This window comes from Actinotignum sp. usb-actsch-rep-73 (genome assembly GCF_059082735.1).
On sequence record NZ_JBHNPV010000052.1, the window covers coordinates 1 to 6,558 of the forward strand.

At 54.9% G+C, this 6,558-nt stretch carries 5 protein-coding genes; 4 read left to right on the forward strand and 1 reads right to left on the reverse strand.

Annotated features, from left to right (window positions below):
* The first annotated feature begins 447 nt into the window (after positions 1–447).
* The 3 genes from AC5RE1_RS03460 (at position 448) to tsaD (ending at position 4,448) form a co-directional block, all read left to right on the forward strand.
* A complete protein-coding gene (locus AC5RE1_RS03460; RefSeq protein ID WP_493938352.1) occupies positions 448–2,784 on the forward strand; it encodes a bifunctional metallophosphatase/5'-nucleotidase in 2,337 nt (778 codons plus the stop codon).
* A 262-nt stretch (positions 2,785–3,046) separates the two neighbouring features.
* Positions 3,047–3,316 (forward strand): hypothetical protein, encoded by a 270-nt coding sequence (locus tag AC5RE1_RS03465; protein WP_103631665.1) that lies wholly within the window; start codon positions 3,047–3,049, stop codon positions 3,314–3,316.
* Between the two features lie 76 nt (positions 3,317–3,392).
* Positions 3,393–4,448, forward strand: coding sequence for a tRNA (adenosine(37)-N6)-threonylcarbamoyltransferase complex transferase subunit TsaD (gene tsaD, locus AC5RE1_RS03470; protein ID WP_006681453.1), 1,056 nt, complete (start codon positions 3,393–3,395; stop codon positions 4,446–4,448).
* A 164-nt stretch (positions 4,449–4,612) separates the two neighbouring features.
* Here tsaD and AC5RE1_RS03475 read toward each other — a convergent pair whose 3' ends face one another.
* Positions 4,613–5,842, reverse strand: coding sequence for a THUMP-like domain-containing protein (locus AC5RE1_RS03475; RefSeq protein WP_006681452.1), 1,230 nt, complete (start codon positions 5,840–5,842; stop codon positions 4,613–4,615).
* A 398-nt stretch (positions 5,843–6,240) separates the two neighbouring features.
* Between AC5RE1_RS03475 and groES the strand changes: the two genes are divergently transcribed.
* Positions 6,241–6,537 (forward strand): co-chaperone GroES, encoded by a 297-nt coding sequence (groES, locus tag AC5RE1_RS03480; RefSeq protein ID WP_006681451.1) that lies wholly within the window; start codon positions 6,241–6,243, stop codon positions 6,535–6,537.
* Positions 6,538–6,558 lie beyond the last annotated feature (21 nt).

Consider the following 6,558-nt stretch of genomic DNA (forward strand, 5'->3'; position numbering starts at 1 on the left):
GCATGCATTACCGAGAGGGAGGTTGAAGAGTGGGTGTGTGCTGGCCTCGATTGTTATTCATTAGCAAGCGAGTTATTGTTACCCTCACAGGTGGTGAGTAAGGTAACACTTACGTATCAAATCAGTTGCTTTCGTAAGGGAACGACATGATAATCGAGAGGATTTCGGCGTGCATTTTGCCTTGCCCACAGTTCAAGAGGTTGTCTGTGAACATGAGCCGCTATGAATCGGAAGCGGCCACATTATCCCTTTCTATTTGCCTATTTCTTTAACTGCAGGTCTGTGTATTCCGGATGTTTCAACAGTTCGATCAACCACCTATTTCTAACTCGCGAGAATATACCTTTCACCTTTGCTTGCAGTAGCGCATACTTCAATCCCTGGGCATTTGCCCATACAACACAGAGAGGCTCGTGAAGATGCGAGCCACACGAAGAAGGAAAGCATATGAGAACTCGTACGAAAGCGTTGATCGGCGGATGTGCCAGCGCGGTGCTCGTCTTAGCTCCACTTGCTGCGCAGGCTACCCCCAATGCTGAGGTGCCTGAAAGTCCGGCGAAGACTGAAGAAAGCGTAAGCCCTGTTCTTTCTGAAGATAATGTGCTCCCTGTTGCGCCCGAATCTGGGAAGCCGGATACCCCAGCAGAAGAGAAGTCCGACTCTGGTGCTTTAGTCACCTCTTCTGAAACAGAATCAGCTCCTCAGCCAGCACGCGCAGGGGGAGACATTGTCACGCTCAACCTCTACACCCTCACTGACGTTCACGGGCATATCGAGCAAGTGAAGGACAAATCAGGAAAAGTCACAGAGGCCGGGCTTTCGGCGATGAGTTGCTATCTGAAGAAAGCACGCACCGATAACCCGAACTCCTCTTTTACTCTGCTTGGTGACAATATCGGAGCCTCTCCCTACACCTCTGGTTCATTGAAGGACAATCCGACGATCGCGGCCCTCAATACGCTTGATCCTCTCGCTTCTACCATTGGCAACCATGAATTCGACATGGGGCAAGCAGTGTTCAAACAGCGCGTCGATGGTTCGAACCCCGCTGAATACGTTCAGGTGGGATTCCCTTATCTTGGGGCCAACGTTCAGGGAATGGGGACTTGGGATTCAGGAACGAAACCCTATCTCGGTGACTACAAGGTTTGGGATTCTCCGGCGGGCGTCAAGGTCGCGTTCATCGGTGCCATTGCTGAGGATGTTCCTTCCAAGCTGAGCCCAGGGGTAACCGATGGACTCACGTTCACGAATCCGATCGAGAAGATCAATAGCCTTGCTGCTTCGCTCAAGTCTGATGGGGACGCACAGGTTGTCATCGCCATGCTTGATGATGATGTGAAAAACAACTATCCGAAGGTGTCTGCTGACGTTGATGGCATCATGGGTGGTGACACGCACGTCCCCTACGAGTTCGACAAGGTTGACTCTGTAGAGAAACTTGATTCTCAGAACTCGCTGCTTGCTGGTGTTGCTTCGGGCTCCTACACAGACAATCTCGGTCTGATTCGTATCAGCTACGACACTACGAATAATAAGGTAGTCAAGGCAGACGCTCAGATCATCTCCGCTGCAACAGTCGCTGGTTGTGGAGATGACGCAGTGACACAGGCAATCGTTGACGACGCTGTCAGCAAGTCCGCACAAGCGGGCAATCGCGTTGTAGGTACAGGCTATCAACAGCGTTTCAATCGAGGAGTTTTCGCTGCTCCCGACAAGGATCCGGTTGCTGGCTCAAACCGTGGTATCGAATCGAGCCTCGGCGATTTCGTCGCTGACATGTTCAAGGATAAGATCACGACCACTTCGGGTAAGGGCGTAGATATCGGTGTCGTCGTTGCCGGTGACTTGCGTGCGGATCTAGTTCCGAACGAAGCAGGGGAAATTACCTACAAGCAAACATATGATGTCTTGCCGTGGTCGAACGAACTCGGCTATGTGACACTGACAGGTGCAGATTTCAAACTTGCGCTCGAGCAGCAGTGGAAGGCCCTCTCAGAGCAGAATTCTCGACCGCTTCTCAAGCTCAGCCTTTCTTCTAACGTTCACTACACCTATGATCCTCTCGCTGAGGTGGGACACCGTATCACCTCAGTGACTATCAATGGCGAGCCTCTTAATGACACAACGGAATACACGATCGGATCGAATTCTTACATCCTGACGGGTGGCGATTCCTTTGACGCGTTTAAGAAGGGCGCCTTTATGAATAGTGGCTATTTGGATCGGGATAAGTTCAATGAGTATCTCGGTGAGCATTCGAATAAGAATGTGGCTCCGCGTGCGCTGAAGTCCTCTATCGGTATCACCCTCCCTGAGGGGCCCGTTGAGAATGGTGCCACAGTTGACATTGCTCTGCGCGGGCTGTCCTTCTCTGAAGGTCCTTCGATCACAAAGAAGGTGCGAGTCGCGATTGGAGGGGAGGCTTCCGAAGAAAATGTTGATAATTCGCTCGTCGAAGCACACTCTTCAGATGAAAGTTCCGTGATCACTACCGATGGTGCGGGACGTGCGACTGTTTCTGTTGTTGCAAACGGTGCCTGTGAAGGTAAGGAATCCGGAGAAATCGTGGCAACTCCGGTTGTTGTCGAGACTGATTTCGGTCCGGTCATTGAAGCGTCTGCCGGTTTGACGATTCCGGTGAAATGTGGGGACGTTCCTGCCCCTGCATCGAAGCCACACAAGCAGCTTGCCAAGACTGGTGCAAATGATCTGCCTGCATTTCTCGGTACCGTTCTGCTGGGGGCCGGAGCAATGCTCGTGCTAGCCCGCAAGCGTCACTAACTCTGCTGAAAACAACCTCAAACCCTGAAGCACACGCTCCCCAGAAGTTGGATTGGTAGTTTCTTTCTTCTGGGGAGCTTGCCTGTGTTGATGTTGAACCGTCAGACGCGCATGTTCACCGAATTCGACTTGGGATCAAGCGTCGAACTGCGGATGGATGACCTTATCTCGCCGACTACTTAATGCAGAAGAGACTAGAATAAGAGCAGGTAAAACTGCTGGTCAGCGCCATTGTTCGGCGTCGATGCGGAAGGTGATTTCAATGGAGAAATTCGACGAAACAGGCCCGAACACTCACACTCGTCGCTACAAGGTTTCATCATCGATTGCTATCGGAGCAATGATTGTCTTCGCGATTCTGTCGATCCTGCTTCTGCTCGGCTTGGTGTTCGGCTCGGATGCAATCAAGGTCACCGCGGATAAAGCACTCCCCTGGTCGCTTGTTGCCTTCGCCGTTGCATGTGTTGCGATGATCGTTGCCAACAAGCGGACTCCACTGAAGGATGATGACCCCGTAGAAAACTCACAGTGATGGCGGTCCGTGCCACGGCGCAGATGTCACACATTTGGATTCACGGCCTCGTTCTTTGCCGGCATAAACTGGAAGGGTGAAGGAACCACTCATCCTCGGAATCGAATCCACCTGCGACGAAACTGGCATTGGTCTTGTGCGCGGGTGCGAACTGCTCGTCGACCGCACGGCCACATCGATGGATCAGTATGCCCGCTACGGTGGTATCATCCCAGAAATTGCGTCGCGCGCTCACCTTGAATCGTTTATCCCAACCTTGAATGCGGCGCTTGATGAAGCTGGCGTGACGCTTGATGACGTGGATGCGATTGCTGTTGCTGGTGGTCCGGGCCTCGTTGGTTCTTTGACGGTCGGTATTTGTGCTGCGAAGGCGCTTGCCTCGTCCCTTGGTAAGCCCCTGTACGGTGTGAACCACGTGATCGGCCATCTTGCTGTCGATAAGCTTGCTGACGGCCCGCTCCCTGAGCGCTTTATCGGTCTGGTTGTTTCCGGTGGTCACTCGAATATTTTGCTGGTTAACGACATTGCAACCGACGTTCAAGAACTGGGTGGCACGCTTGACGATGCTGCCGGCGAAGCCTTCGATAAGGTTGGACGCCTGCTCAATCTGCCTTACCCGGGTGGGCCGCACGTCGATCGGCTCTCCCAGGCTGGCGACGTGAATGCCATTAAGTTCCCGCGCGGTTTGTCCGGTGGCAAGGATAAAGAGCGTCACAAGTACGATTTCAGCTTTTCCGGTCTGAAGACCGCTGTTGCTCGCTACATAGAGGGTACCGAGGCTCGCGGTGAAGCTGTGAACCCTGAAGACGTGTGCGCAGGCTTCTCTGAGGCAGTGAATGACTCTCTGACCGCTAAAGCAGTGCGCGCGGCGTTGGACACGGGGTGCCAGACGATCGTTGTGGGTGGCGGTTTTTCTGCGAACTCTCGTCTGCGTGCGCTTCTTGCTGAGCGTGCTGAGGCTTCTGGGCTTGAGGTTCGCCTGCCCCCGTTGCGTTTCTGCACGGATAACGGTGCGCAGATCGCTGCGATGGGGTCGGAGCTTGTTCGCGCAGGTGTTGCTCCGTCGGATTGGAATTTCTCGCCAGATTCGGGCATGCCTCTGACGCAGACGTCAATGTTGCCTAGTGCCTGATCTTCCTCTTTGCTATCGGTTGCGCCTAATCACCACCGCGCTTGTTCACCGTTTGTGTGGGGTGAGGTCGCGCTTGTTCACCGTTCAGGTTGGCGCGTCGGTGGCGCGAAGACGTTAATTGACGAGGCCACTTACCGTCACATCACTGCGCATGTGTGCGCGGATCAGCTGACACGCGTTGCAATGATCGCGCGGTGACGTCCCTCGATGCGCGTGGCAATGACGACGCCGTCCTTATCGCCTGAGAGCTTGAGTGAACGCCTCAGTGTCGCAGGGTCAATGTCGGCGCCTCGCTTCTTGACTTCAATGCGTCCGATGCCAAGGCTTCGAAGAGCAGCGGAAATTGTTTTCGGTTTCAACGTGACGACATCTTCGACCTTGAACCAGCGGATGAATTCGCTCGGCGTTGCTTCAGTCGCACTCACATACGCGATCGACTCAGAGATCAGGTGTGCATCCAACTGGTCGGCGAGCGTTGAAATGAGCCCGGCTCGAATCACTGCATCGTCGGGTTCACCCAAGTAATCCGCCAGCTTCCCGACGGGGGTTGGGATAAGTGGAGCGTTTGCTGGGGCCTCGTGAATTGCGCGCAAGGTGAACGTCCGCGATCCCTTGATGACGCACGCAACCCGACCCGAGCCATCGTGGGCGAGCGGGCCAGTCCAAATTGCCGCCTCGACTATGGATCCATCGACGCTTGTCCACTGCACGCACGCGTCTTCAGGCAGAGCCGAATAGGTGATTCCGGGCGCGACTTTGATGCCAACGCGGGGAATTGCCTCGCGCCAGCCCAGTACCGTTGAAAGTGAGGGAGACCAGGATTCAGGATTCATGAGACGCCTGGATCCGCGTTTTGCTCCGGTGCGTCGTGCAGGATCAGCGAAGATGGCGTCAACGCCACGGTCGGCAAGCTCATGAATGTCAAGATCCAGGACATTCCCAAGCAACACGTCGCTGTCCGGGAAATCGCGCAGGTTGGTTGCTGCGCATGCGACGGCATCGGGATTCAGGTCGACGCTGAGCGTTTTTAATCCCAGGCCGGCAATCGCCAGCGAGTCACTACCAATCCCACATCCGAGGTCTGCGACGTAGGTTGCTCCGCTGTCCCGAAACCGCCCAGCGTGGTGTGCGGCGACATTGAGGCGCGTTGCCTGCTCCAGCCCGTCGCGCGTGAAAATCATATGGTTGGCAAATTCGCCGAACTTCGTGTGAGCGTGAACGCGCAGATCCAATTGGGTGAGGAGCGCTGACACGAGCGCCGGCTCGATCCCTTCTTTCCGTAAGAGCGCGTTCAAGTGTGCCTGGTCTGCTTCTGTTGTGTGCGGGAGGGCCTGCAGGCGGGTAAGCAGGTCCCACCCCTCGCGCGTCAGAACAGGATCGAGGGAAGAATTCACCCTCCGATTCTGCCACGGACCGCGCTTGTTCGACGTTTACGCACATCGTTGGGCATTTGCTTTCCCCGATTGAGTGCGCTTGTTCAGCGTTAGTGCGTCTGGATTTCAGATGTTGGGGACGAGGCCGCGCACATGAACTGGTTGCTTTTCTTGAACAAGCGCGGTGGTGGAGGTGGGTGGTTTGGTGAACAAGCGCGGTGGTGGAGGTGGGTGGTTTGGTGAACAAGCGCGGTGGGAAATCTGCTAAAAGTGAACTGTTTGGCACTCAGGTTGCTCGAGTGCCAGAGGCGGAATATGCTCATGCATGAAGCGGTGAAAACCGCGAAGCGATCCTGCCCCTGACCCCCGCGACGGCAGGGAAGGGATGACGGAAACTTTCAAGAAGAAAGGGAGCGACAGTGTCGATCTCCATCAAGCCCCTCGAAGACCGTATTGTTATCCAGCAGGTCGAGGCAGTTCAGACCACCGCCTCTGGCCTGGTTATCCCGGATACCGCCAAGGAAAAGCCACAGGAAGGCGAAGTTATCGCAGTCGGCCCTGGCCGCGTTGATGACAATGGAAACCGCGTTCCCGTCGACGTGAAGGTCGGCGACGTTGTGATTTATTCGCGCTACGGTGGTACCGAGGTCAAGTACGAAGGCAAGGAATACCAGATCCTCTCCGCACGCGACGTCCTCGCAATCGTTGAGCGCTGAACCTAGAGTTCACCACTGACA